The organism is Streptomyces sp. NPDC033178 (assembly GCF_055577685.1).
On the sequence record NZ_JBVIPT010000005.1, the window covers coordinates 14,597 to 39,496 of the forward strand.

24 protein-coding genes are annotated in these 24,900 nt (G+C 70.9%); 15 read left to right on the forward strand and 9 right to left on the reverse strand.

The genetic code is table 11. From position 1 onward, the window contains the following. Window positions 1–9: 9 nt before the first annotated feature. From ACZ5VQ_RS13645 to ACZ5VQ_RS13660, 4 genes are all read right to left on the reverse strand, one after another. Window positions 10–1,419: a sensor histidine kinase gene (locus tag ACZ5VQ_RS13645; protein ID WP_469105372.1), complete on the reverse strand. Its 1,410-nt coding sequence runs from the start codon at window positions 1,417–1,419 to the stop codon at window positions 10–12. A gap of 100 nt (window positions 1,420–1,519) precedes the next feature. Next, window positions 1,520–1,783 carry a small secreted hydrophilic protein gene (locus tag ACZ5VQ_RS13650; RefSeq protein ID WP_326761023.1) on the reverse strand — a complete coding sequence of 88 codons (264 nt, stop codon included), beginning with the start codon at window positions 1,781–1,783 and terminating at the stop codon, window positions 1,520–1,522. An 87-nt stretch (window positions 1,784–1,870) separates the two neighbouring features. Next, window positions 1,871–2,152, reverse strand: a complete 282-nt coding sequence (locus ACZ5VQ_RS13655) for an Lrp/AsnC family transcriptional regulator (RefSeq protein ID WP_055615922.1) — start codon at window positions 2,150–2,152, stop codon at window positions 1,871–1,873. Beyond that, window positions 2,149–2,889: a rhomboid family intramembrane serine protease gene (locus ACZ5VQ_RS13660; protein ID WP_469105045.1), complete on the reverse strand. Its 741-nt coding sequence runs from the start codon at window positions 2,887–2,889 to the stop codon at window positions 2,149–2,151. Before ACZ5VQ_RS13660 ends, ACZ5VQ_RS13655 begins: the two co-directional genes overlap by 4 nt. Before the next feature lie 156 nt (window positions 2,890–3,045). Here ACZ5VQ_RS13660 and ACZ5VQ_RS13665 point away from each other — a divergent pair, with 156 nt between their 5' ends. The 5 genes from ACZ5VQ_RS13665 (at window position 3,046) to ACZ5VQ_RS13685 (ending at window position 8,647) form a co-directional block, all read left to right on the forward strand. Then, complete coding sequence (locus ACZ5VQ_RS13665; protein WP_055615920.1) at window positions 3,046–3,285, forward strand: hypothetical protein; 240 nt, start codon at window positions 3,046–3,048, stop codon at window positions 3,283–3,285. Between the two features lie 35 nt (window positions 3,286–3,320). Further along, complete coding sequence (locus tag ACZ5VQ_RS13670; RefSeq protein WP_469105046.1) at window positions 3,321–4,673, forward strand: NYN domain-containing protein; 1,353 nt, start codon at window positions 3,321–3,323, stop codon at window positions 4,671–4,673. Window positions 4,674–5,071: 398 nt separating this feature from the next. Then, window positions 5,072–6,103 (forward strand): C40 family peptidase, encoded by a 1,032-nt coding sequence (locus tag ACZ5VQ_RS13675; RefSeq protein ID WP_362086735.1) that lies wholly within the window; start codon window positions 5,072–5,074, stop codon window positions 6,101–6,103. Between the two features lie 274 nt (window positions 6,104–6,377). Then, window positions 6,378–7,391 (forward strand): C40 family peptidase, encoded by a 1,014-nt coding sequence (locus tag ACZ5VQ_RS13680; RefSeq protein ID WP_469105047.1) that lies wholly within the window; start codon window positions 6,378–6,380, stop codon window positions 7,389–7,391. A gap of 32 nt (window positions 7,392–7,423) precedes the next feature. Then, on the forward strand, window positions 7,424–8,647 hold the full coding sequence (locus tag ACZ5VQ_RS13685; protein WP_469105048.1) for a hypothetical protein: 1,224 nt from the start codon (window positions 7,424–7,426) through the stop codon (window positions 8,645–8,647). A gap of 27 nt (window positions 8,648–8,674) precedes the next feature. Here ACZ5VQ_RS13685 and ACZ5VQ_RS13690 read toward each other — a convergent pair whose 3' ends face one another. After that, window positions 8,675–9,199, reverse strand: a complete 525-nt coding sequence (locus ACZ5VQ_RS13690; protein ID WP_469105049.1) for a PadR family transcriptional regulator — start codon at window positions 9,197–9,199, stop codon at window positions 8,675–8,677. Between the two features lie 132 nt (window positions 9,200–9,331). On the opposite strand from ACZ5VQ_RS13690, the gene ACZ5VQ_RS13695 reads away from it, so the two are divergent. Then, window positions 9,332–10,648, forward strand: coding sequence for an MATE family efflux transporter (locus tag ACZ5VQ_RS13695; protein ID WP_469105050.1), 1,317 nt, complete (start codon window positions 9,332–9,334; stop codon window positions 10,646–10,648). Here the strand turns inward: ACZ5VQ_RS13695 and ACZ5VQ_RS13700 are convergent. Beyond that, on the reverse strand, window positions 10,612–11,844 hold the full coding sequence (locus ACZ5VQ_RS13700) for a glycosyltransferase 87 family protein (protein WP_469105051.1): 1,233 nt from the start codon (window positions 11,842–11,844) through the stop codon (window positions 10,612–10,614). The two genes, ACZ5VQ_RS13695 and ACZ5VQ_RS13700, sit on opposite strands and share 37 nt — an antisense overlap. Before the next feature lie 139 nt (window positions 11,845–11,983). Between ACZ5VQ_RS13700 and ACZ5VQ_RS13705 the strand changes: the two genes are divergently transcribed. Further along, window positions 11,984–13,126 (forward strand): glycosyltransferase family 4 protein, encoded by a 1,143-nt coding sequence (locus tag ACZ5VQ_RS13705; RefSeq protein ID WP_469105052.1) that lies wholly within the window; start codon window positions 11,984–11,986, stop codon window positions 13,124–13,126. A 214-nt stretch (window positions 13,127–13,340) separates the two neighbouring features. Here ACZ5VQ_RS13705 and ACZ5VQ_RS13710 read toward each other — a convergent pair whose 3' ends face one another. Further along, on the reverse strand, window positions 13,341–15,137 hold the full coding sequence (locus ACZ5VQ_RS13710; RefSeq protein ID WP_469105053.1) for an AMP-dependent synthetase/ligase: 1,797 nt from the start codon (window positions 15,135–15,137) through the stop codon (window positions 13,341–13,343). A gap of 311 nt (window positions 15,138–15,448) precedes the next feature. On the opposite strand from ACZ5VQ_RS13710, the gene ACZ5VQ_RS13715 reads away from it, so the two are divergent. From ACZ5VQ_RS13715 to ACZ5VQ_RS13740, 6 genes are all read left to right on the forward strand, one after another. Further along, a complete protein-coding gene (locus ACZ5VQ_RS13715) occupies window positions 15,449–16,273 on the forward strand; it encodes a metallophosphoesterase family protein (protein ID WP_362086717.1) in 825 nt (274 codons plus the stop codon). Between the two features lie 138 nt (window positions 16,274–16,411). Beyond that, window positions 16,412–16,855 carry an SRPBCC family protein gene (locus tag ACZ5VQ_RS13720; RefSeq protein ID WP_055618724.1) on the forward strand — a complete coding sequence of 148 codons (444 nt, stop codon included), beginning with the start codon at window positions 16,412–16,414 and terminating at the stop codon, window positions 16,853–16,855. 227 nt (window positions 16,856–17,082) lie between these two features. Next, window positions 17,083–18,264, forward strand: a complete 1,182-nt coding sequence (locus ACZ5VQ_RS13725) for an ArsA family ATPase (protein ID WP_469105054.1) — start codon at window positions 17,083–17,085, stop codon at window positions 18,262–18,264. A 92-nt stretch (window positions 18,265–18,356) separates the two neighbouring features. Beyond that, window positions 18,357–18,836 carry a DUF5304 domain-containing protein gene (locus ACZ5VQ_RS13730; protein WP_200398791.1) on the forward strand — a complete coding sequence of 160 codons (480 nt, stop codon included), beginning with the start codon at window positions 18,357–18,359 and terminating at the stop codon, window positions 18,834–18,836. A gap of 53 nt (window positions 18,837–18,889) precedes the next feature. After that, window positions 18,890–19,843, forward strand: coding sequence for an ROK family glucokinase (locus tag ACZ5VQ_RS13735; RefSeq protein WP_143637921.1), 954 nt, complete (start codon window positions 18,890–18,892; stop codon window positions 19,841–19,843). A 264-nt stretch (window positions 19,844–20,107) separates the two neighbouring features. Beyond that, window positions 20,108–20,881 carry an endonuclease/exonuclease/phosphatase family protein gene (locus ACZ5VQ_RS13740; RefSeq protein ID WP_469105055.1) on the forward strand — a complete coding sequence of 258 codons (774 nt, stop codon included), beginning with the start codon at window positions 20,108–20,110 and terminating at the stop codon, window positions 20,879–20,881. Window positions 20,882–20,947: 66 nt separating this feature from the next. Here ACZ5VQ_RS13740 and ACZ5VQ_RS13745 read toward each other — a convergent pair whose 3' ends face one another. Continuing rightward, window positions 20,948–21,610: a hypothetical protein gene (locus tag ACZ5VQ_RS13745; protein WP_469105056.1), complete on the reverse strand. Its 663-nt coding sequence runs from the start codon at window positions 21,608–21,610 to the stop codon at window positions 20,948–20,950. Continuing rightward, a complete protein-coding gene (locus ACZ5VQ_RS13750; RefSeq protein WP_362087622.1) occupies window positions 21,603–22,412 on the reverse strand; it encodes an alpha/beta hydrolase in 810 nt (269 codons plus the stop codon). Before ACZ5VQ_RS13750 ends, ACZ5VQ_RS13745 begins: the two co-directional genes overlap by 8 nt. 320 nt (window positions 22,413–22,732) lie before the next feature. On the opposite strand from ACZ5VQ_RS13750, the gene ACZ5VQ_RS13755 reads away from it, so the two are divergent. Then, complete coding sequence (locus ACZ5VQ_RS13755; protein WP_469105057.1) at window positions 22,733–23,578, forward strand: lysophospholipid acyltransferase family protein; 846 nt, start codon at window positions 22,733–22,735, stop codon at window positions 23,576–23,578. A 33-nt stretch (window positions 23,579–23,611) separates the two neighbouring features. Beyond that, window positions 23,612–24,862: a MacS family sensor histidine kinase gene (macS, locus tag ACZ5VQ_RS13760; RefSeq protein ID WP_469105058.1), complete on the forward strand. Its 1,251-nt coding sequence runs from the start codon at window positions 23,612–23,614 to the stop codon at window positions 24,860–24,862. Window positions 24,863–24,900 lie beyond the last annotated feature (38 nt).

Here is a 24,900-nt window from a genome sequence, read left to right on the forward strand (position 1 = left end):
TACACGTGTTCATGCGCGGTCCGCCTCAAGGAGCGGGTCCGGCACCGAGTCGAGCACGACGACGAAGGTGGCCCCGCCGCCCGGTGTCTGCCGCAGCCGGACCTTCCCGCCCCGGTGCCCCTCCGCGATGGCCCGCACGATCGACAGGCCGAGGCCCGCGCCGCTGCCCCGGGTGCCGCGCCTGGAGGTGCCGCGCCGGAACCGCTCGAAGATCACCTCGGCGTCCTGCGGCTGCACACCGGGGCCCGCGTCGGCGACGTACAACTCGATGGGGCCGCCGGTGACACGCGAGCCGATGACGCGCGAGCCGATCCGGATCGACTGGCCGGGGACGGTGTGCTGCACGGCGTTCTGGGCCAGCTGGACCATCGCCTGGGTGATGCGCTGCGGGTCCAACTGGGCCTCGCCGTCGGCGACTTCGGCCAGTTCCCAGTGGCGGTCGCCGAGGGTGCGGGCCTTGACGAAGACATCGGCGGTGAGTTCGGCGAGCTGTACCGCCTCGGGCGTGACGAAGTCCGGGCGCTCGGCCTTGGCGAGCAGCAGCAGGTCCTCGACGATGCGGCTCATCCGGTCCAGTTCGTCGGTGACCAGCCGGACGGTCTCCTCGCGCTCGGCCGGATCGTCGCCCATCAGCTCCAGATGGCCGCGCACGATGGTGATCGGGGTGCGCAGCTCGTGGCCCGCGTCGTCGACGAACTCGCGCTGGGCCGCGAAGGCACGCTCCAGGCGGTCGAGCATCGCGTTGAAGGTCTCGGCGAGCGCGGCGATGTCGTCGTGGCCGCGGACCGGGATGCGCCGGGTGAGGTCCTGCTCGGTGAGCTGGGCGGCGGCGGTACGCACCAGACGTACCGGCTTGAGGATCCGCCCGGCCACCACCCAGCCGATCCCCGTCGTCATCAGCAGCGCGACCCCGGAGATGGCGAGCAGGATGCGGAACACCTCGTCCACGCGGTCGTGCTCGTGCCCCGGATGGAAGGCGACCACGAAGGCGGCCTCCGGTTCACCGCCGGAGCGGGCGATGTCGACCTTGGCCCACCGGACGTCGCCGGCCGCGCGGTGCAGTGTGCCGGTGGACTCGGCGGACTCGAAGATCTGCCGGCGGCCGGCCTCGTCCCGGTGCAGGGGCAGTCCCGCGGGGATCTCACGGTCCTGGACGAGCTTCGCCGGCGCCGCGCCCGGAGCTCCCGCGAGCAGCCCCATCAGCTCCTCGTCCGGATCGGCGTACTGCCGCTCCAGGAAGACCTTGAGCAGCCGCCCCGGCTCGGTGAACCGCTCCCCGGTGGCGGGGTCCACCCCCCGCTCCTCGAAGTTCGCGAACTCGCCCGCCTCCTGGGCGAGCAGACCGCTGACGCGGGAGTCGACGTCCCGCAGGAGGATCGAACGGGTGGTCGTGGCCACGGCGGCGAGCGCGACGGCCATCACGAGCAGCAGCCAGAGCAGGATGCGGACCCGGGCCGAGATCCGCCGACGCGCGGGAACGGGATCGAGACCGGAATCGGACATGGGTGCGGGTACGGGCTCAGCCGTCGTCCCCGGGTCCGTCGTCATCGTCATCGTCGTCACTCACCGGAGGCCGCGACACGACCTCGTCGCTCGGCGTCGGAGTCGGCGTGGGAGAGGCGGTCGACGTGGGCGTCGCGGACGGCGACCCACTCTCCAGCTCCACCTTGGGCGGCACCTTCGGAGACTCCGGACTGTCGGTCAGGGCGTAACTCGTGGCGGCGATCCCCAGGGGAATCACCACAACAGCGGCGAGAGCCGCCATCCGATGAGAGAAAACCATGGCCCCGATGCTGCGGCCCTCACCGATGCCCCCGGATGAGCGCCGGATGAAGAACTCTTCATCCGGGCCGGCCCCGTCAGGGGCGAACTAGTTGTCGAGCCCAATGGCGAACGCAGCCTCAAGATCATGCTGAGAGTACGTACGGAACGCCACATGCGTATCCGTCCCCTCCACCCCCGGGATCTTGCTGATCATCCCGGGAATCACATCCGCCAGATCGTCATGCGCCTTCACCCGGACCATGGCGATCAAGTCGTAGGTGCCGGTCACGGAGAACACCTCACTGACGGAGTCCAGGGCGGCGATCGACTCCGCGATCTCGGGGATCCGGTCCACGCTGGTCTTGATGAGCACGATCGCGGTGATCACGGCTGGTTTTCTCCCTCGGTGGCCGTCGCTGGGGATTTCACTCTAGCTGTACGTCCATAGCGCACCCACGCGTAGAGGAACCCCGCCGAGAACCCCAGCAGATGCGCCAGATACGCCACCGCCGGCCCCTGGGTCGCGCGGCTCGCCGCCATCCACTGGAGGGACACCCAGAAGGGCAGGACCACCCAGGCCGGAAACCGCAGCGGCAGGAAGAAGAGGAACGGAAAGAGACTGGTCACCCGGGCTTTGGGGAACAGGTAGAGGAACGCACCGAGGACCGCGGAGATCGCCCCGGACGCGCCGACCAGCGTCTGCGCGGAGTCGGAGTGGGCGGCCGCGTAGCCGAACAGGGCGAGGTAGCCACAGCCCAGATAGAAGAGGGCGAACGCGAAGTGACCCATCCTCTCCTCGGCCATCGCCCCGAAGACATAGAGGAAGAGCATGTTCCCCAGCAGATGCAGCCAACTGCCGTGCACGAAGAGGGCGGTGGCCGGAGTGAGGGCGGCCCTCGGTGTCCCCTCGAACAGTTCGACGGGCACCACGCCCCAGCGCTCGAAATAGGCCCGCTGCGCGGAAAGGAGCTCGTCACCGGTGCCGTACGCGGGACTGAGGCCCGAGAGCGGACCGATCACGAAGACCAGGCAGCACAGGGCGATCAGTCCGTAGGTCACCGGAGCGGACTGACCCCGGACCGCCCTGGCTGCCTTCTCGACGGGCCTGCCCCAGTTGCCGATCATGAGCAGAGCATGACGTAACGGGACCGAACCGCACAGAGCGCCTCGCCGCTCCCGGTGGACGGGCGTCGAGTACCCGCCAGGCCTTAGGGTTACGAGCCATACGCTCCAGGGAACCTGGTGCGGCATGAGGACTCAGGAAAGTGAGCGACTGCAACGATGACGGTACCCCTGCCGACCGCCGAGACCCGGTGGCGCTGCACGCTCTGCGGCAACCTCACGCGCTTCGACGTGACACGGTCGTCGAAGGTCGTCGAGTACGTGCATCTGGACCTGGCCGGGGAACCGAAGATCGAGGAGCGCGAGGTGGTCAGTGAGACCATCGAGTCGGTGCGCTGTCGCTGGTGCAACGCGGTGGATCAGGTGGAACTGGTGGACAGGCCGGGCGCCGGCTCCTGACAGGAGCGGGCCCCGCACGGACAATGGGGTGAAGGATGGTGGAGACCACCACGGGCGGGGAGCCGGACGACGGCGCCGCCGAGGTGCTCGACCGTCCGCTGCCCGACGGCGTGCGTCGCAGGGTCGTACAGATCGTCTCTGACGGTTTCGGCGGGCTGACCGTGGCCGAACTGCCCGTACAACTGCGGCAGTACGCCCGGTTCGCCCCCAATCGTCGTGCCAAGTTCGCGGGCAACGCGATGGCGGCGGCCCTGGAGACGGACCCACTTTTCAGACAGCGCATCGCCGAGAAGCTCAGAGAGGCCCAGTCGGAGCTGACCGGTGCCCTCGACTCCGGCTCGCCGCCCCCGGCCGCGGACCCGCTGGACGTGGCGGCCGCGGCCTATGTGCTGCGTCCCCCGGGCTGGGTGAAACTGGTGACCGCCGCGGGCGAGGAGGCCCTTCGGGCGGACGCCGAGCGTGCCGACGAGGAGACCCGCGCCGAGCTCGACCGGCTGCGCGAGGAACTCGCCGAGGCGCGCGGCCAGACCCGTACCGAGACGGAGCGGCTGCGGACGGAGCTGGAGTCGGCGAAGAAGGAAGCCGAATCGCTTCACCGCAAGCTGCGTGGGGCCCTGAGTGACGTCAAACGCGGCGAGGCGGCCCTGCGCAAGCTGCGGGGCGAGATGGAGGTCGTCCGCGGCGAGGGACAGGCCCATGTGTCCGCCGCCGAGAGCGAGACCCGGCGGCTCAAGGCGCGGCTGAGCGAGGTCGAGGCCACCCTGGAGGCCACCCGCCGCGCGGCCCGCGAGGGACGCAGCGTCGAGGACATGCGCGTACGGCTGCTCCTTGACACCGTGCTCGACGCGGCGCAGGGGCTGCGGCGTGAACTCGCCCTGCCGCCCGTGTCGGTACGGCCCGCGGAGACCGTGGACGCGGTCGAACCGGGACGGATGACACCAAAAGACATCGCGGCCCGGGCGCTGTCCGAAAACGATCCCGCGATCCTCGACCAGTTGCTCGCGCTGCCGCAGGCCCATCTGGTCGTCGACGGCTACAACGTCACCAAGACCGGCTATCCGCAGATGCCGCTGGAGAAGCAGCGGCTGCGGCTCCTCGGGCAGCTCTCGCAGCTCGCCGCGCAGACCGGCGCCGAGGTCACCTGTGTCTTCGACGGGGCCGAGCTGGCCGCCCCGGTGCTGCTCGCTCCGCCGCGCGGGGTGCGGGTGCTCTTCTCCAAACCGGGCGTCACCGCCGACGAGGTGATCCGTCAGCTGGTGCGCGCCGAGCCGCCCGGGCGGCCCGTCATCGTCGTCTCGACCGACCGCGAGGTGGCCGACGGCGTGGCGAAGGCGGGGGCGCGCCCGGTGGCCTCCGCGGTGCTCCTGAAGCGCTTCTCGCGCGGCTGAGCGAGCCGGTCCCGAGGGTCTGGGCAGTCGGTTCCACGCGTCCGGCCGAGCGGGTTTCAAGCTGCCCCGCAAGGGAATTTCGCGCGGCCGACCTTCTGATGGTGTACGTCACCTACGTAACAGGCACCCCAAGTGCAACACATGTGCATCTTGCCCGAATTGGAGAAACCTTCACGCAACGTAGCGTCAAACGAGCATTACTGCATGTGAGTTGAGTGCAAAGAATACGGTCGGCGACCGAGATTTTTCCGAGGAGGATTTGAACTGATCACAGGAACATCACTAGGGTCAGCCGTCGAACCTCTACTCGGGTGATCACTCATTGGGAGTGACGGTGGAGGGGCACCGCCAACCGGTGTTCTCGGTGGGCGGCTGAGGTAATGAAGGAGCTCGCCTCCGTGGCGTCCCACCGTCGACCGAAGCAGCCGAGCCGCACCCGTGTGACCGTGCTCACCACCGCCGCCGCTGCAGCCGTGGCCCTCAGTTCGCAGGCGGCCAACGCCGCGCCCAGCGAGAAGCCGGGCAAGGACGAGGTCAAGGCCAAGGTCGACAAGCTCTACGAAGAGGTGGAGCGCGCCACCGACAAGGCCAACGGGGCCGAGGAGAAGCAGGAAAAGCTCGAAAAAGAGATCGACACCATCCAGGACCAGGTCGCGCGAGGCCAGGACGAGCTCAACACCATGCGCGACAGCCTCGGTCTGATGGCCAGCTCCCAGTACCGCACGGGCGCGATCGACCCCTCCGTCCAGCTCTTCCTCTCCTCCGACCCGGACGACTACCTCGACAAGGCGTCCACGATCGACCAGTTGAGCGCTCAGCAGGTCGAGGCGCTGAAGAAGGTCCAGGAGAAGCAGCGGACCCTCGCCCAGCAGCGTCAGGAAGCCGCCGGCAAGCTCAAGGACCTCTCCGAGACCCGTAAGACCCTGGGTCAGAAGAAGAAGGAAGTCCAGACCAAGCTCGCCGACGCGCGCAAGCTCCTCAACACCCTGACCGCCAAGGAGCAGGCGGCCCTGAACGCCGCGGACACGCGCGCCAGCCGGGACGCCGGGGACCGCATCGAGCTCGGCAACGAGGTGCCCGCCTCCGAGCGCGGCGCCGCCGCCCTCGCCGCCGCCAAGACCCAGATGGGCAAGCCGTACGTCTCCGGCGGCAGCGGCCCCAACTCGTACGACTGCTCCGGTCTGACGCAGTGGGCGTACGGCCAGGCCGGTGTGTCGATATCCCGGACCACCTACACGCAGCAGAACGACGGCGTGAAGATCGGCCGCGATCAGCTCAAGCCCGGCGACCTGGTCTTCTTCAACAGCCTCGGCCACGTCGGTCTGTACGCGGGCAACGGCGTCATCGTGCACGCACCGAAGCCGGGCGCCGTCGTCCGCCTCGAGTCGATGAGCACGATCGGTACCTTCCAGTTCGGCGTCCGGGTCTGATCCCGGGCTCCCTCGCCCGGTCGTCCGTGATCCGATCCGTCCTTGGGTCCGGAGTCTCTCCGGGCCCGCCGGGAGGTTGATCGCCACGCCGCCCGAACGGGCGAATTCCCGTACCTCGCGCTGACCCCACGCCCCGCTGATGACCTGCGTCTGAGGCGGGGCGTCACGTTGTGTACCCGTATGGGTCTTTGGCCACCGCGTAGTCGCACGGCTACTGTCTGCCGCGTTTCCCCCAACTCCGGGGGCACGTCAGCGGAAGGGAGTGCGGCTTCCTGTGGGGTCCCATCGCCGCCTTGTACCGTCCGGCTTCGACCGGGGCGCCCGAGGCGCCACCCTGTGCGTACTGACCGCCGCGGCCGCGGCCCTCGGCGTCCTGCCGGCCGGCGCCGCGCCGCAGGACGACACCCGTGCAGAGGTGGACCGGCTGTACGAGGAGGCCGAGCACGCCACCGAGTCGTACAACAAGGCCGACGAGCGCACGGACACACTGCGCGACCAGGTGGAGAAGGCGCAGGACCGGATCGCCAGACAGCAGGACCGCATCAACACCATGCGGGACGCGCTCGGTTCGCTCGCCGGGGCCCAGTACCGCTCCGGCGGCCTCGATCCCTCACTGGCGCTGATGTTCTCCGAAGACCCCGACGAGTACCTCGACAAGGCGGCCGTGCTCGACCGGATCAGCTCCCGCCAGGCCGGGGAACTCAAGGAACTGCAGGGCGCCATGCGCGATCTCTCCCAGGAGCGCGAGGAGGCGACCCGCAAGCTCACCGAACTGGACAAGAGCCGCAAGGCCGTCGCCCGGCACAAACGCACCGTCGAGCAGAAGCTGTCCAAGGCACGGCAGTTGCTCAACGCCATGCCGGACGCCGACCGCGCCGCCTACGACCGGGCCTCCCGCTCGGGCGGCCGTGTCCCCGACCTCACCGGCGCGGTCCCGTCCTCCGGCCGCGCGGCCGCCGCCGTCGCCGCGGCCCGCTCGGCCGTCGGCCGCCCGTACGTCTGGGGCGCCAACGGACCCACCGGGTTCGACTGCTCGGGCCTCACCCAGTGGTCGTACGCGCAGGCCGGTGTCGGTCTGCCGCGCACCTCGCAGGCCCAGGCGCACACCGGACGGCCGGTGCCGCTCTCCCAGGCGCAGCCCGGTGACATCGTCACCTACCGGGGCGACGCCAGCCATGTCGGCATGTACGTGGGCAACGGCCAGGTGATCCACGCGCCGTACCCGGGCGCCCCGGTGCGCTACGACCCGGTGGGCATGATGCCCGTCAACACCGTGACGCGCCCCTGACCACACGGGCCGGGCGCCGTACGATCAGGGCCGTGGCTGGTCGTGGGCGTGCGCCGAGGTGGGTCGTGGGGCTGCTGCTGGCCGCTCTGACCGCGTCGGCCGGCTGCGGCGGCGGCTCCGGGACCGACAGCGCGTCCGGCGACGTCCAGGGCGTGCTCGACACACGGGCGGCGGCGGTACGTGACGGCAGCGAGCGGGAGTTCGTGGCGACGCAGGCACCGGCCGCCCTCGCCGCCGGAGAACGGGCCGCCGCACGCACCGAGTTCAGGAACCTGCGGGCGGTCCCGCTGGCCGACTGGGCCTACCGCGTGACCGGCCTCCACCGCTCCGGCGACCGCGCCACGGCCGACGCGGAACTCCGCTACCGCATAGCGGGCTACGACAAGGCCCCCATCGTCACCGCCCGCACCCTGAGCCTCGCACGGGCCGACGGGCGCTGGTACGTGACCGACGACCGGCCCGCCAAGGACTCCAGCGAGCAGCTGTGGGAGCAGGGGGCCGTCCAGGCCGTACGCGGCGAGCACAGCCTCGTCCTGGGCGTCGGGCGCCCGCGCGACGCGCTGCGCCACTACGCGGAACTGGCCGACCGGGCGGTGCCCGCGGTGCGGGAGGCGTGGGGCGAGGACTGGTCGCGGCGGGTCGTCGTCCTCGTACCGAAGTCGCTGGACGGGATGGCGGGGCTGCTCGGGGCGCCCGCGTCCGGGTACCGGGGGATCGCCGCGGTCACCACGGGCGAGGCGGGCGGGTCCGCGAAGGCGCCCGCCGACCGGATCATCGTCAACCCCGACGCGTACGGGGTGCTCGGCGCCTTCGGGCGGCAGGTCGTCCTCACGCACGAGACGACCCATGTCGCGACCCGCGCGGCGACCTCGGCGGCCACCCCGCTGTGGCTCTCCGAGGGGTACGCGGACTGGGTCGGCTACCGCGGCACCGGGCGCACGGCGCCACAGGCCGCGCCGGAGCTGGCGCGGGCGGTGGTCGAGGGGCGGGTGCCCGCCGCGCTGCCGGGCGACGGGGACTTCGGCTTCGGCGGCGACGCGGGTTCGCTGGCGCGCGCCTACGAGGGTGGGTGGCTGGCCTGCCGGCTGATCGCCGAGCGGTGGGGCGAGGTGCGGCTGGGGGAGTTCTACCGGGCCGTGGGGGAGCACGAGAAGAGGGCGGGGGCGGTGGAGGCGGGGATGAAGGAGGTTCTGGGTACGTCGCTGGAGGAGTTCACGGGGTTGTGGCGGGCGTATGTGCGGGATCGGCTCGGCTGAGGGCCCTCGTCGCGCCCCGCCTGCCGATCATTTCTCCAGTTGGGTGATCGCCTCTGTGAGCCATGCCCGTTCCGCCTCGCCCGTTGCCCGGGCCACCCGGAGCATGCCCTGGCGGAAGAGGTCGGCCGTCTCCTCCGCCCGTACCGGCCGGTCGTCCCGGTAGAAGAAGCTCGTCGGAGTGTCGAGGAAGTCCAGGCGCCTTCGGAGTACCGCCGCCTGCTCGTGGCGGTCGGGGAGGTGCCGTAGGAACGCGAGCAGCGTGTTGAAGCGGACCTGGTCGGTGATCTCGACGTCCTTGGGGTGGCGCAGGCGTTCCAGGAGGGTCTCGCGGCCCTGCTCGGTGAGGGACAGGATGCGGCGCGGGGCCGCGCTCGACCCCGGCTCGGTGTGCTGGTCCAGCAGGCCCGCCGTGACCAGGCGGGTGATCGCGGGGTAGAGCGCGCCGTCGCTGACCGGCCGGACATGGCCGCTGAGCGCCTTGATGCGCTCCTTCAACTCGTATCCGTGCAGTGGCTCTTCGGAGAGAAAGCCCAGGATCGACAGCTCCAGCACCGGCGGCTGCTCCTTCGCTCGTGTGTGCTTGCGCGCCTCGTACCGGCATGCTACCTCTTATCGAGCTACCTCTAAACGAGGTAGCTCGGATCGAGGGGATCCAGATCGACAGGGTTCTGATCGGGGGGTTCGGTGAACGACCATCGCAGGCAGCTGATATCGCTCGCGCATCCCGTGTACTTCTCGCTGCTGGCGAGCGTCACCGCCGGAATCATCAACACCGTCTGGGTCTCCCGGCTCGGCCCCGATGCGGTCGCGGCCGTCGCCGTCGCCACCAACGCCGAGAACGTGCTGCTCGGCGTCGCCCTGGTCTTCGCCTCCGGTACGACGGTCCTGGTCGCGCACGCCAGGGGTGCCCGGGACCCGGGCGCGCTACGAGCCGCCGTGCGAGGCGGCTGGGCCCTGTTCGCCCTGGTCACACCCGTGGTTGCCGTCGCCGGCTGGCTCCTGCGGGAACCGCTCGCGCGGCTCGTGCTCGGTGGCGGTGGCGACGACGGGGCCGCGCTCGCCCTCGCCGTCGGCTACTTCGCGATCTCCCTGCCGGGCATCGCCGTCTTCTTCGCGCAGAACCTCGTCGACGGCATCCTCAAGGGCACGGGCGACACCAGGACCCCGATGCGGCTCGCCCTGCTCGCCAACGGGCTGATCCTGGTCCTCGACCCGCTGCTCATCCACTCGTACGGCGTCCGCGGCGCCGCCGCCTCCACGGTCCTGTGCCGCGGTGCGGCCCTCGCGGTGGGTCTGCGCGCGCTGCGCCGGAACGGCGTGCTCCGGGCGGCCGCGTCCGCCCGCCCCGCCGAGGCCACCGGGCCCGCGCTGCGCCGGACGCTCAGGACCGGCCTGCCCATGTCCGCCGACTTCACCGTGCGCCAGACCGGCGCACTCGTCCTCGTCGCGGTGGTGGCCCGGCTCGGCGTGAGCGCCGTGGCCGCGTACGCGATCGCGTACAAGGTCATGTACGTCGCCACGATGGCCTTCTACGCCGTGCGGCAGGCCGCCGCCATCCACACCGCGCACACGCGGGGGGAGGGTCGGGAAGAGCGGTGGGCCATCGGGCGGCAGGCCGTGCTGGTGTCCGGGGCGCTGGGTCTGGCGGCCGCGCTTCTGCTGCTCGCCCTCGCGCCCTGGATCATGGAGGCCTTCGGTGCCGGGCCCGAGGTGGCGCGCCAAGGGGCGTTGTTCCTGCGCTGCGTTGGGCCGTACCTGCTGCTGATGGCCTGCTGCATCGCGCTGGGCGGGGTGTTCGAGGGCAGCGGGGGCGCGCCCGTGCTGCTGAGGGTGACGATGCTCGGCACGGCTGTCCAACTGGCGCTCGCGTACGCCCTGTCGGGGTTCGGGCTGCCCGGGATCTGTCTCGCGATGGCGCTCGCCATGGCCGTGCAGTGCGCGGTGCTCCTGCCGTGCCTGCGCCGTCAGGAGTTCAGCGGCTCCTGGGTGCGGGCCGTCTGAGCGGGCAGCTCGGTCCGGGTCGCGTACGACACCGTGTCGCGCCAGAGGAGGGTGCCGGCGGTGACGGACGCGGCGACCAGCAGGCCGTTGCGGATCACCAGCAGCGTGATGCCGAGGCCGTCACTGCCGACGACGTTCGCGAAATAGACGGGGAACTCCAGGACCGTGAAGAAGCACGCCGTCAGGACCATCCCGGCCGGCAGCCCCATCCGGCTGCCGCGGAAGACCATGCACACGGCGGCCAGACCGACCAGCCACACCATGTACTGCGGGCTGATCACCCGGCTGGTCGTCGTGAACAGGAGCACCGCCACGAAGGCGGCGTCCGCGACCGTGTGCGCCAGGAAGCGTGTCGCCAGCAGCCGCCACATCAGCAGCCAGCCGAACGCGAGTGCCGTCAGCAGCAGGGCCGCCGTGCTCACCAGGGCCACATGAGGGCCGAGGAACTCCACCGAGCCGTAGTTGAGCAGGACCTGGCCCTCCCAGCCGTGGTGCCGGGCGATGTGGAAGACCAGGGAGCCGAGGGACTCGACCTCGGTCCCGCGGTCGCGCTGGAAGGTCATGAACGCGAACGCGCCGGGCATCGACACCGCGAAGAGCAGTGCCAGCCCCGCGGCCGTCGCCGCCGCCGAGCCCCATGCCTTCCGCTTCGCCGTGCCCACGAGCAGCAGCGCCGGCCACACCTTCAGCATCGCGCCGAACGCGACGAGCACACCCATCACGCGCGGATGCCGGGCGCCCGCGAGGATCGCGGCCACGACGACGGCCGTCACCATCACGTCGTACCGCGAGTACACCGTCGGTCCGAGCAGCGGCACGCCCACCACCCACACCCAGGCGCCGCGCAGCGACTTGCCCGGGCGCCGGCCCGCGTACAGGAGCAGGGCGAAGGCGACCAGGTCGGCGAGGAAGGCGAGGACGAAGAACGCCGAGGTGTACTCCAGGAAGGGCAGCAGCGCGGGAGAGAGGATCGCGAGGGCCGCGGCCGGCGGGTACTGCCAGGTCACGTCGTCCAGCGGGAAGGTGCCGGTGCGCAGGACCTCGTACCAGCCCTGGTAGATCACCGAGACGTCGCTGGTGACATCGGGGCCGGGGAAGATCCACACCTTGAAGACGAAGAGCAGCAGCATCAGCCTGGTCAGGCCCCAGGCCCCCACCAGCGGATACGGGAACCTCGCCCCCCTTGCTCCCGTCATGCCCACCTGTCCTCTTCCGTACGGATCCTGTGTGCGGCCATGATTTCCCGCGCGCCTGTGCGAGAGCCATGAAGCGCGGCCGTGCGGAGCTGCTGGGTGCGGGTTCGGTACGTCCGTGCTTTCGGTACTGTCGACGGCGATGCACAAGACCCTGATCGTGACCAACGACTTCCCGCCGAGGCCGGGCGGCATCCAGGCCTTCCTGCACAACATGGCGTTGCGCCTGGACCCCGAGCGGCTCGTCGTCTACGCCTCCACGTGGAAGCGGGGCCGGGAGGGAGCCGAGGCGACGGCCGCCTTCGACGCCGAACAGCCCTTCGTCATCGTACGCGACCGAACAACCATGCTGCTGCCCACTCCGAGGGTCTCCCAGCGGGCCGTGGGGCTGCTCCGCCGGCACGGCTGTACGTCGGTGTGGTTCGGTGCCGCGGCGCCGCTCGGGCTGCTGGCGCCCGCGCTGAGAAAGGCCGGCGCCGAGCGCCTCGTGGCCACGACGCACGGTCATGAGGCGGGGTGGGCGCAACTGCCCGGCTCGCGCGGGCTGCTGCGCAGGATCGGCGAGTCGACGGACACGATCACGTATCTCGGCGAGTACACGCGCTCGCGGATCGCCGCCGCGCTCACCCCCGAGGCGGCCGCACGGATGGCCCAACTGCCGCCGGGCGTCGACGAGAAGACCTTCCACCCCGGTTCGGGCGGTGACGTCGTCCGGGCCAGGCTCGGCCTGACCGACCGCCCGGTCGTGGTCTGCGTCTCCCGGCTGGTCCCGCGCAAGGGTCAGGACACGCTCATCCTCGCGATGCCGCGCATCCTGGCGAGAGAGCCCGAGGCGGTGCTGCTGATCGTGGGCGGCGGGCCGTACGAGAAGGACTTGCGCAGGCTCGCGCACGAGACCGGTGTCGCCGACTCCGTCCGCTTCACCGGGGCCGTCCCCTGGTCCGAACTCCCCGCCCACTACGGCGCCGGCGACGTCTTCGCCATGCCGTGCCGCACCCGCCGCGGGGGCCTCGACGTCGAGGGCCTCGGCATCGTCTACCTGGAGGCCTCCGCGACCGGGCTCCCCGTGGTCGCCGGCGACTCCGGCGGCGCGCCTGATGCCGTCCTCGACGGCGAGACCGGCTGGGTCGTCCGAGGTGGCTCCCCGGAGGACGCGGCCGATCGCATCGTCGCCTTGCTGGGCGATCCGGAGCTGCGGTGCCGGATGGGAGAGCGGGGGCGGGAGTGGGTCGAGGAGAAGTGGCGCTGGGATCTGCTGGCGGAGAGGCTGAAGGAGTTGTTGTAGGGGTTCGGTACGGCTGCTTCTTGGAGCTCGGCGGGGATGGTTGTCGGGTGGGTGCGGGTGCGTTGTGGCTCGTCGCGCAGTTCCCCGCGCCCCCAAAGGGGCTTGGGCTGCACCTGCCGTCTTTTTAGGGGCGCGGGGAACTGCGCGATCAGCCCCGCCGGGCCGCAGCCATCACGATCACCGGGCCCGCGCCACAAGAATGTTCCAGCGAGGCTCAGCCTCGATAGATGGCCTCGATCTCGTCCGCGTAGTCCTTCGCCACCACATTGCGCTTGAGCTTCAGGGACGGCGTGAGGTGGCCGGAGTCCTCGGTGAACTGGGAGGCGAGAATGCGGAACTTCCGCACCGACTCAGCCTTCGACACCGCGGCGTTGCCGTCGTCGACCGCGCTCTGGATCGCCGCGAGCAGATCCGGATCCTGTCCGAGCGACGCCGCGGTGGAACCCGCCGGCTTGCCGTGCTCCTCGGCCCAGCGGCCCAGGAACTCGTCGTCGATGGTGATCAGCGCGCCCACGAACGGCCGCCCGTCGCCGACGACCATGCATTCGGCGACCAGCGCGTGCGCGCGGATGCGGTCCTCGATCACGGCCGGGGCGACGTTCTTGCCGCCCGCGGTGACGATGATCTCCTTCTTGCGGCCGGTGATCCGCAGATAGCCGTCCTCGTCGAGCGTGCCGATGTCACCGGTGTGGAACCAGCCGTCGGCGAGCGCCTCGGCGGTCGCGGCCTCGTTGTTCCAGTACCCCTTGAACAGGTGCTCGCCGTGCAGCAGCACCTCGCCGTCGTCCGCGATGCGGATCACGGAACCCGGCAGCGGCTGACCGACCGTGCCGATCTTCTGCCGGTCCCACGGGTTGAAGGCGGTGGCCGCACAGGACTCGGTGAGGCCGTAGCCCTCCAGGACCGTGAAGCCGATACCGCGGAAGAAGTGGCCCAGACGCTCACCCAGCGGGGCGCCGCCCGAGATCGCGTACTCGCCCTTGCCGCCGAGCACCGCGCGCAGCTTGCTGTAGACGAGTGCGTCGAACGTCTTGTGTTTGATCCGCAGGCCGATCGACGGGCCCGACGGGGTGTCCAGCGCGCGGCTGTACGCGATCGCCGTGTCCGCCGCCTTGTCGAAGATCTTGCCCTTGCCGTCCGCCTGGGCCTTGGCCCGCGCCGAGTTGTAGACCTTTTCGAAGACGCGCGGCACACCGAGGATCAACGTCGGCCGGAACGAGGCCAGTTCGTCGGTGAGGTTCTTGATGTCCGGGACGGTGCCCAGCTTGATCGGCGCCATCATCGGCGCGACCTGCACGAGCCGCCCGAAGACGTGCGCGAGCGGCAGGAAGAGCAGCACCGAACACTCACCCGTACGGAACAGGGGGCGCAGCCGCTCCACGATGTTGCCGCACTCGGCGAAGAAGCTGCGGTGGGTCAGCACACAGCCCTTGGGGCGCCCGGTCGTGCCGCTCGTGTAGACGATGGTCGCCGGGTCGTCGGCCTTGGCGAGCGAGCTGCGCTCCTCCACCGCGGCGTCCGTGACGTCCTTGCCGGCCCGGCCGAGTTCCTCGACGCCGCCGCCCTCGATCTGCCAGACGTGCTTGAGATGGGGCAGCCCGTCGCGGACCGACTCCACGGCGGCCGCGTGCGCGTCCAGCTCCACGACGACGGCGGTTGCGCCCGAGTCGCCGAGGATCCACTGCACCTGCTCCGCCGAACTGGTCTCGTACACCGGCACGGTGACCGCGCCCGCGCTCCAGATCGCGAAGTCGAGGAGCGTCCACTCGTAGCGCGTACGGGACATCAGGCCGACCCGGTCGCCCGGCGCCACGCCCGAGGCGATCAGGCCCTTGGCGGCGGCCTGTACCTCGGCGAGGAAGGTCGTGGCCGAGACATCCGTCCAAGTGCCGCCGACCTTACGGGCGATGACCGCCACGTCCGGATGCTGCGCGGCGTTTCTGCGGACGATGTCGGTCAGATTGCCGTCCGCAGGGACCTCGTACAAAGCCGGAAGGCTGAACTCGCGCAAGACTGCTGCTCCTCATAGGGCGCCGACGCCACGACTTCGTGTGATGCGACGGAGCGGTCCAAGACTCGGGCGTGTGCTCTGGGACCCAAGGTGGTTGAAACCCTGAGCACGACTGGACTGCCCGGACGTTACCCGCCGGTACTGCCTCTAGGACAGGGGGGTCGGGTGAGATGTTCCCCGCGTCACACGCGTTGGTGTTCCTCTTGAGTGTTTCTTCGCGCAGGGTAGTCCACCACGTTACTGACCGGGAGGTAACCGCAGGTCCGCCCGCATCTACACACGTTTGCTCCACAGGCTTACCCTTGATCGCCATGGCAGGCACACAAGGCGGCGACGCCGACGACATCGGCGGCCCGGGCGGCGAGGCCCGAAAGACACGCGTCCACGTGGTGAGCGACGTGCACGGCAACGTCCGTGACCTGGCCAGGGCCGGTGACGGCGCGGACGCCCTGATCTGTCTCGGCGACCTCGTGCTCTTCATCGATTACGCCGACCACTCCCGCGGCATCTTCCCGGACCTGTTCGGCACCGAGAACACGGACCGCATCGTCGAGCTCCGCACCGCCCGCCACTACGAGGAGGCCCGGGCCTTCGGCGCGCGGCTGTGGGCGGGCGTCGACCGCGGACCCGCCATCGAGAAGGCCGTACGCAAGCAGTACGCCGAACTGTTCGCGGCCTTCCCCACCCCGACGTACGCCACCTACGGCAACGTCGACGTGCCGCCCCTGTGGTCGGAGTACGCCGGGCCCGGCACCACCGTGCTCGACGGCGAGCGGGTCGAGATCGGCGGCCGCGTCTTCGGCTTCGTCGGCGGGGGCCTGCGTACGCCCATGCGGACGCCGTACGAGATCAGCGACGAGGAGTACGCGGCGAAGATCGAGGCCGTCGGGGAGGTCGACGTGCTGTGTACGCACATTCCGCCGGAGGTGCCCGAGCTCGTCTACGACACGGTGGCGCGGCGCTTCGAGCGGGGGAGCCGGGCACTGCTCGACGCGATCCGGCGCACCAGGCCGCGCTATTCGCTCTTCGGCCACGTCCACCAGCCACTCGCCCGGCGGATGCGCGTCGGTGCCACGGAGTGCGTCAACGTGGGTCACTTCGCCGGAACGGGGAAGCCGTGGGTGCTGGAGTGGTGAGGGCCACCGGCGGTCGCAGGGCCGGGGGCGGCCGGCCGCCCGCCGCGCGGTAGCCTTCACGCTGCATACACAGGCAGGAAGCGTTCGTACCCCGAAGAACACCCCTTTGTCCGGACCGCATCTGGAGGAGCCACAGCGATGGCGGAACACACCAGCTCGAGCATCACGATCGAGGCGGCACCGGCCGATGTCATGGCGGTGATCGCCGACTTCGCCCGCTATCCGGACTGGACCGGCGAGGTGAAGGAGGCGGAGGTGCTCGCCACCGACGAGAAGGGCCGCGCCGAGCAGGTACGCCTCGTCATGGACGCCGGCGCGATCAAGGACGACCAGACCCTCGGCTACACCTGGACCGGCGACCACGAGGTCTCCTGGACCCTGGTCAAGTCCCAGATGCTCCGCTCCCTCGACGGCTCCTACATCCTCAAGCCCGCGGGCACCGGCGCCACCCAGGTCACCTACCAGCTCACCGTCGACGTCAAGATCCCCATGCTCGGCATGATCAAGCGCAAGGCGGAAAAGGTCATCATCGACCGCGCGCTGGCGGGCCTGAAGAAGCGGGTGGAATCGGGAGAGAAGTAGGCGGTGCGGGTGGGCAGGGGCTGATTTTCAGCCCGTCCGGCGTTTGAGGACGAGGCCGTTCAGGCCGATCTCCCACACTCAGCCCGTCCGGCGTTTGAGGACGAGCGCGTCAGCGCGATGCGGGGGTCTGGGGGCGGCAGCCCCCAGGGACGGGAACGGGTAGGGGCGGCGGGGGCGAAACCCTCTCTGCTCAGCCCGCCGGCCAGGCACAGGTACCGTTGACCTACATGCGCACCATCCTGATCACCGGCCCCGGCGGCTCCGGCCGCACCACCGTCGCCGCGGCCACCGCCCTGGAGGCCGCCCGCCAGGGCACCCGCACCCTGGTGCTCACAGCCGACCGCACCGACACCCTCGGCGCCATCCTCGGCACCCCCACCGGCGCCACCCCCACCGAGGTCGCCCCCCACCTCACCACCTGGCGACCGGACGCCACCGAGGCCTTCCGCACGGACCTCCTCGCGTTCCAGGACCGCGCCGCCACCGCCCTCGACCTGCTGGGCGCAGCCCGTCTGGACGGCGAGGAACTCACCCCCCTCCCCGGCGCCGAGGAACTCGCCCTGCTCCGCGCCCTGCGCGACGCGGCCACGGCGGACACGTACGACCTCCTCGTCGTCGACCTGCCGCCCACCCCCCAGGCACTCGCCCTCCTCGCCCTGCCCGAACAGCTGCGCCGCTACCTCCGCCGCCTGCTCCCCGCGGAGCGCCAGGCCGCCCGCGCGCTGCGCCCCGTACTCGGCCGTCTCGCCGGCGTCCCGATGCCCTCGGAGTGGCTGTACGAGACGGCGGCCCGGTGGGACGTCGAGCTGGCCGCCGTCCAGCTGGCCGTCGAGGACGCGGCCACGACCGTACGGCTGGTCGCGGAGCCCGGCCCGGCAGGCACCGACGCCGTACGCACCGCCGCCACCGGCCTCGCCCTGCGCGGCCTGCGCACCGACGCCCTGGTCGCGAACCGCGTGCTGCCCGACGCGTCCCCCGACACCTGGCTCGCCGCCCTCGCCGTACAGCAGCGCAAGGCGCTCGACGAGTGGCGTGACGAGTGGGGGCGGACGTTCGACGTACACGAGCTCCCCCACCTCGGCCGGGACCCGCGCGGCACCGAGGACCTCGCCGCGCTGCCCGTGCCCGCGCCCGGCGACGCCCCGGGACCGGTCGAGTGGCCCGTCGCCGACCGGCTCGCCGACGACGGCGTGCTCGTCTGGCACATCCCGCTCCCCGGCGCGATACGGGAGGAGCTCGACCTCGTACGCCGTGGCGACGAACTCGTCGTCACCGCCGGGCAGTTCCGCCGGATCGTTCCGCTCCCGTCCGCCCTGCGCCGCTGCACGGTCGACGGTGCCTCCCTGCGCGACGGCGAACTGGCCGTCCGCTTCGCACCGGACCCGGACCTGTGGCCCCGGGGAAGGTGACCGAGTCCCGTTCTGTGGCCGCGCGCACGATGAACGGCGTACCCCCGTTCGGGTAACGTCGAGAGATACAGATCCCACGCTTGGAGTCCGCCATGAGCGATGAGCGCCCCACGTCCGACGCCGACGCCGCCAAGGACGCGCTCGACGAGGTGCGCGCGACCGACGCCGATGCCTGGGCGAAGGCGTGCGCCGAGGACCTCGCGGCGGAGAAGGCCCGCCGCCGCACCCAGTACGGCCAGCCGCCCGGCTCGGCCGCCGAGGAACTGCGCAAGCTCGTCGACGCCGTCGCCGACAAGCTCTCCGGGCTGCAGTCGCCGCTGCTCGGCGCGGTCGCGGGCGGCGCCGCCCAGCAGATGGTCAACCAGGTCGTGCAGCAGGCCAAGGCCGCCGTCGAGCCCGTCATCGAGCGCAACCCCGACGTCTTCGACCACCTGGCCACCGCCGGCTCCGAACTGCTCGCCGCCTACCGCTCCGCGGTCGAGGCGCAGGAGCGGCGCTGGACCACCCGTGACACCGCCCAGGGCCCCCGTGACGAGGGCACCGGTCCCGGTGAACACATCGACCTCGACTGAAGCTGCTCGGGTACGGTTGGCCGTAGCGGGGCTCGACCGAAACTGAGGGATTCATGGGACTCACCATCGGCGTCGATATCGGCGGCACGAAGATCGCGGCCGGCGTGGTCGATGAGGAAGGCAACATCCTCTCGACCTTCAAGGTGCCGACTCCGACGACGCCGCAGGCCATCGTGGACGCGATCGCCGCGGCCGTAGAGGGCGCCCGGGCGGGGCACGAGATCGTCGGCGTGGGCATCGGTGCCGCCGGATACGTCAACCGCCAGCGCTCGACGGTCTACTTCGCGCCGAACATCGACTGGCGGCAGGAGCCCCTGAAGGACGAGGTGGAGGCCCGCGTGGGCCTGCCGGTCGTCGTCGAGAACGACGCGAACGCGGCGGCGTGGGGCGAGTACAAGTTCGGCGCGGGCAAAGGCCACCGCAACGTCATCTGCATCACGCTGGGCACCGGCCTCGGCGGCGGCATCATCATCGGCAACAAGCTGCGCCGCGGGCACTTCGGCGTGGCCGCCGAGTTCGGCCACATCCGGATGGTCCCCGACGGCCTGCTGTGCGGCTGCGGCTCCCAGGGCTGCTGGGAGCAGTACGCGTCCGGGCGCGCCCTCGTCAGATACGCGAAGCAGCGCGCCAACGCGACCCCCGAGAACGCGGAGATCCTGCTGTCGCTCGGCGACGGCTCCCCCGACGGCATCGAGGGCAAGCACATCTCGATGGCCGCGCGCCAGGGCGACCCGGTGGCCGTCGACTCCTATCGTGAGCTGGCCCGCTGGGCCGGCGCCGGTCTGGCCGATCTGGCCTCGCTCTTCGACCCCTCCGCGTTCATCGTCGGCGGCGGTCTCTCGGACGAGGGCGAGCTGGTCCTCGACCCCATCCGCAAGTCGTACAAGCGCTGGCTCGTGGGTGGCAACTGGCGCCCGGTCGCCGACGTCATCGCCGCCCGACTGGGCAACGAGGCGGGGCTGGTGGGTGCGGCCGATCTGGCTCGGGAGCCCGATCCGATCATGTAGTCGCGCTTCGACCGCCCGCCGTTTCCCTCCGGGGGCGGACGGTTCTGTTTGTGAGGTTGTGGGTTGTCTGCGGGTGCGTGGGGGCTGGTCGCGCAGTTCCCCGCGCCCCTGAAGGCGAAGGGCAAGGGCTGCGCAGCCCTTGCCCTTCGCCTTCAGGGGCGGTAGCCACCTGCTTTTAAGGGGCGCGGGAACTGCGCGACCAGCCCCCACCGGGCCCGCGGTAATGCAACGACCGGACAGCCCCCGCCCTATATCTTGATCGGCATGCCGACCAGCCCTTCCGCCAGTCCGCTACCGGCGTCCCGTACGGAATCCGACGGCTCGGCCGTCATCCGGGTCCTCAGCTACAACATCCGTTCCATGCGAGACGACACCGCCGCACTCGCCCGGGTGATCGCCGCCTGCGAACCGGACCTCGTCCTGGTCCAGGAAGCCCCCCGCTTCTTCCGGTGGCGCAAGAAACTGGCCCGCCTGGCCGCCGCGTCCGGCCAGGTGATCCTCTCCGGTGGTGGCACGGCATCGGGCCCCGCCCTCCTCTGCTCCCTGCGGGCGACGGTCGAGCACACGGAGGACGTACTGCTCCCGCTCACCCCGGGACTGCACAGACGCGGCTTGGCCACCGCGGTCGTCCGCTTCGGCGGCGCCCGTCTCGGCGTACTGAGCTGCCATCTCTCCCTCCAGAAGGACGAGCGTCACGAACAGGGCGGCATGCTCCTCGACCGCCTCGCCGCCCTGGGCACCCCGCACGCCGTCGTGGGCGGCGACCTCAACGAACGGCCGAACGGCCGCACCTTCAAACGCCTCGCCACGGAGCTCCAGGACGGCTGGGCGGTGGCCCCCTGGGGCGCGGAGTACACCTCGACGCCCGCCGACCCCCACCAGCGCATCGACGCGCTCTTCGCCACGGAGGGCGTGGAGGTCCTGGGCTGCGGGGTACCGCTCGGCCACCCCGGCGTGACGGAGGCCGATCTGAGGGCCGCCACGGACCATCTGCCGGTCCTGGCGGCCCTCAGGGTGCCCGCCTCGCCCCGGCCATAGGCGAGGGCCCGCCCGGAGAGTCTCCGGGCGGGCCCCGTACATGTACCGATACGGGCCGATACGGCGTCAGACCACCGCGCCGCGCCCCGGGTCGTCCTCGTCCTCGTCGTCGCCGCGCATGCGGCCCACCAGCGTGGCGAAGCCGCCGAGGAAACCGCCGATGCCGATGGTGGCGAGCCACCAGGTCATGTTCCAGCCGAGCAGGACGGCGAGGAGGAGCAGGAGCGGGCCGCCGATCACGGCCAGCCAGGCGAACTTGGCCGTCGCGTCCGCGGCGGGCAGCGGGGGCGGCTCGGGCGGCACGAAGTGGCCCTCGTCGTCCTCGTCGAAGTCCTCCTCGGCCGGTTCGGGCATCGAGTAGTCGCGCGGGCCGGAGACACCGGGCGCGAAGGCGACGGAGCTGCCGAGCGGCTTCTCGGCGGAGGGCTCGTCCTCCGCCGCCGGCTCCGTGGCCTCGGTGGTGTCCGTTGCGCCCTTCGTGTCCTTGGAGGTCTTGGGGTTTCTGGCGCTCTTCGTGTCGGTGTCGCCCGAGTCGTTCGTCTCGGGCTCCAGGAGCGCCAAGTCCTCGATCGACTTGAAGGGCTTGGCGCCGGGCGGGTCGGGCGGTTCGTCGCCGTACCCCGCGACGATCGCCTCCCACGCCGCGGCCTCGTCGAACGACGGGCCCTGTTCCTCGCCGGACGGCGCGTCCTTCTCCTCGGGTTCGCGGTCCGCGTCGTGCTCAGCCACCAGTGGCCGTCCCTTCCTGCTGACCCGCCTGGCCCGCGCCGGTCTCCTTGCCGGCGCCGGGTGCGAGCCGGGAGACGAAGGCGAAGCTTTCCTCGAAGATCCGGTCCGCGTCGTGGTCCAACGTCGCGACGTGGTAGCTCTGTTCCAGGAGTATCTCCGCGACGTCGGTGGACGACACCCGGCTGAGGATGCGGGCCGAGTCGGCGGGCGGCACCACATGGTCCTGCGGGCTGTGCAGGAGCAGCATCGGCTGCGTCACCTGCGGGAGCTCGCCGTCGACCAGCCGGAAGAAGATCCGCAACGAGTGCGCCGCGTGCAGGGGCACCTTGTCGTAGCCCACCTCGAAGCTGCCCTCCTTCGCGATGTCGCTGGTCAGGCCCTTCGTCGTAAGGACGAGATGACGCAGTACCGGAAGGGCGTACGCCGACAGGCCGTGCACCTTGTTCGCCGGGTTGACGACCACGATGCCGCTGATCTCGTCGCCGTGCCTGGCGGCGAGCCGCAGGGTGAGGGCGCCGCCCATGGAGAGGCCGAAGACGAAGACCGTGGAGCAGCGCTCGCGCAGGGCGCGCAGCTCGCGGTCCACCTCCGCGTACCAGTCCTGCCAGCCGGTGAGCTGCATGTCCTCCCAGCGCGTGCCGTGCCCGGGCAGCAGCGGCAGCGCGACGGTCAGACCGCGCTCGGCGAGATACTCCGCCCAGGGGCGCAGCGACTGCGGAGAACCGGTGAACCCGTGGCAGAGGAGGACCCCGACCTCTCCGCCCTCGTGGCGGAACGGCTCGGCTCCAGGAAGGACCGGCACCTTCGGTCTCCTGTTCATTGAGGAGGGACGACTCATGGGACGACTCATGGAAGAAGGAGGCTCTTGGACGAGGGCGGAAGGACGCTCTGGGAAGAAGGACGACTCATGAAGAGGGACGGCTGTTCATCGAGAACTGTTCATTCGGGAGAACGGTTCCCTGTTCATTCCGGGGCGACGCGACGACCACCCCGAAGCTTCGAGGCGTACTTCACCGTACGCGACCGCACTGACACCGACCAGGGCCGTCGGGCCCTTTGACAGTGCTCCGGGTTAAGGTCTGACCGACAGACACAGGAGGCACTCGGTTGATCTACGGCGCAATGAAGTTTTCCATCGGAGGGCCCCTGAAGCTCGCTTTCAGGCCCTGGGTGGAAGGCCTCGAGAACATTCCCGCCGAGGGCCCGGCCATCCTGGCGAGCAATCACCTGTCGTTCTCGGACTCGTTCTTCCTGCCCGCGGTCCTGGACCGCAAGGTGACGTTCATCGCGAAGGCCGAGTACTTCACGACACCCGGCGTCAAGGGCCGGATGACGGCCGCCTTCTTCAAGGGCGTCGGCCAGCTGCCGGTGGACCGCTCCGGAGGGCGCGGCGCGGGTGAGGCGGCCGTCAAGAGCGGCGTGGACGTCATCGAGCGCGGCGAACTGTTCGGCATCTATCCCGAGGGCACGCGGTCGCCCGACGGCCGCCTCTACCGCGGCAAGCCCGGCGGCCTCGCGCGCGTGGCACTCGCCACCGGCGCTCCCGTCATCCCGGTCGCCATGATCGACACCGAGAAGATCCAGCCGCCGGGGAAGGTGATGCCCAAGCTGATGCGCCCGGGCATCCGCATCGGCAGGCCGCTGGACTTCAGCCGGTACAACGGCATGGAGCACGACCGGTTCGTCCTGCGCGCCGTGACCGACGAGGTCATGTACGAGATCATGAAGCTCTCCGGGCAGGAGTACGTCGACATCTACGCGACGGCCGCCAAACGGCAGATCGCGGACGAGGCGAAGGCGCAGAAGCAGGCGCACAAGGAAGCCCAGAAGGAAGCCGAGCAAGCCCAGAAGGAAGCGGAAAGAGCCGAGAAGGAAGCTCAGAAGGAAGCCGAGCAGGCGGAGAAGCAGCCCGAGAAGCAGGCGGAGAAGCAGACCGAGAAGGACGAGAAGGAACGGTCCGACTCCTAGACGCGACCGTCGGGGGATGGGGTAGTGGGGGACATGGCCAAGCGCGAGAGAGTCATGAGGATGTCGGTCGAGCAGCCCCTGTGGCGTGCGCTGACCGGGTACCGGGTCCTGACGATGTTCTACGCGATCGGCCTCTTCGCGACCCACTACGGCAGCTTCGTCCGTCCCGAAGTGGCCATCGGCTACTACCTGGTGCTCATCGCGTGGACCTTCGCGACCCTGCCCAGGGTGGCCAACGCGGCCAGCTGCACCAAGCGCTTCCTCGCCGCCGACCTGACCATCGCGCTCACCGGCATCCTTCTCACGCCGGTCGCGGACGCCCACGACCGGATCGTGGCCGGCGGCCCGACCCTCCCGTCGATATGGACCGCGGGTTCTGTGCTGGCGTTCGCGATCAAGGGCGGCTGGCGCTGGGCGGCCTTCGCGTCGGCGCTCGTCGGCGTCGCCAACGTCGTCCAGCGCGGCGCGCTCAGCCAGGACACCCTCCACAACGTGCTGCTCGTCTGGGTCGCCTCCATCGCCATCGGATACGTCGTCGAGGTGGCCCGCGCCTCCGAGCGCACCCTCGCCCGCGCCCTGGAGATCGAGGCCGCGACACGCGAGCGGGAGCGGCTCGCCCGCGACATCCACGACGGCGTCCTCCAGGTGCTGGCCATGGTGCAGCGGCGCGGTGCCACGCTCGGCGGAGAGGCCGCGGAACTGGGCCGCCTCGCGGGCGAACAGGAGGTCGCGCTGCGCACACTGGTCTCGGGCGGCCTCGTACCGGTCTCACGCGTGTCCGAGGACGAGGCCGAGGGCGCCCTGGTGCGCGCGGTGGACGAGCCGGACCCGGACGACGGCGGCCCCTGCGACCTGCGCTCGCTGCTCGCCCCTTACGCCACCTCGAAGGTGACCTTCTCCGCGCCGGGCACCCCGGTGCCGCTCGGCCCGGCCGCCGCGAAGGAACTGGCCGCCGCCGTCGGGGCTGCCCTGGACAACGTCCACCGGCACGCGGGCGCGGACGCCCGCGCGTGGATCCTGGTCGAGGACGAGCCGGACGAGGTGATCGTGACCGTACGGGACGACGGTCCCGGCATCCCCGAGGGGCGGCTCGCCCAGGCCGAGGGGGAGGGCCGCCTCGGCGTGGCCCTGTCGATCCGCGGACGGCTGCGCGAGATCGGGGGCACGGCCGAGCTGATCTCGGTGCCGGGCCAGGGCACGGAGGTCGAGCTGAAGGTCCCGAAGTCGGACGTGACGGATGTGAAGGACCCGACGGGTCCACGGGGGAAGGCGGAACAGCGATGACAAGGACGACGGGGAAGCCGCCGGGGAAGACGACGGGG